At 47.9% G+C, this 267-nt stretch carries 1 protein-coding gene; it reads right to left on the minus strand.

The genetic code is table 11. The features are described 5' to 3' along the window. On the minus strand, positions 1-267 hold a 267-nt coding region (locus AB4512_RS22080; RefSeq protein ID WP_372175685.1), incomplete at both ends, for a PAS domain-containing protein.

A 267-nucleotide genomic window follows, 5' to 3' on the forward strand; every position in this document is an offset into this window, starting at 1 on the left:
ATCATCAAGCCAAGGGGTTTTGGTAAAGATATGGGCGTGCCAGCGTCCGTCTGGATAGGGGTGAATATCGAGAATCTTAAGGGTACTGCGTGTATCCATTACATGTTTGTCTTGAGCCCTGAAATCTTGTGCGCACTCAGTGGTTTGACTGGGCATGTCGAAGTCGGTCAAGCCAGTACAAGTCTCATTGGGTTTTAAGCCAATCAATTGGTTGTAAGCAAGGTTGGCATACACGAAGACCGAGTCAGTATCTTTGCAGCCCCAGCA

The organism is Vibrio sp. 10N.222.52.B7 (genome assembly GCF_041474275.1).
In the GTDB taxonomy this organism is placed as follows: domain Bacteria; phylum Pseudomonadota; class Gammaproteobacteria; order Enterobacterales; family Vibrionaceae; genus Vibrio; species Vibrio crassostreae_C.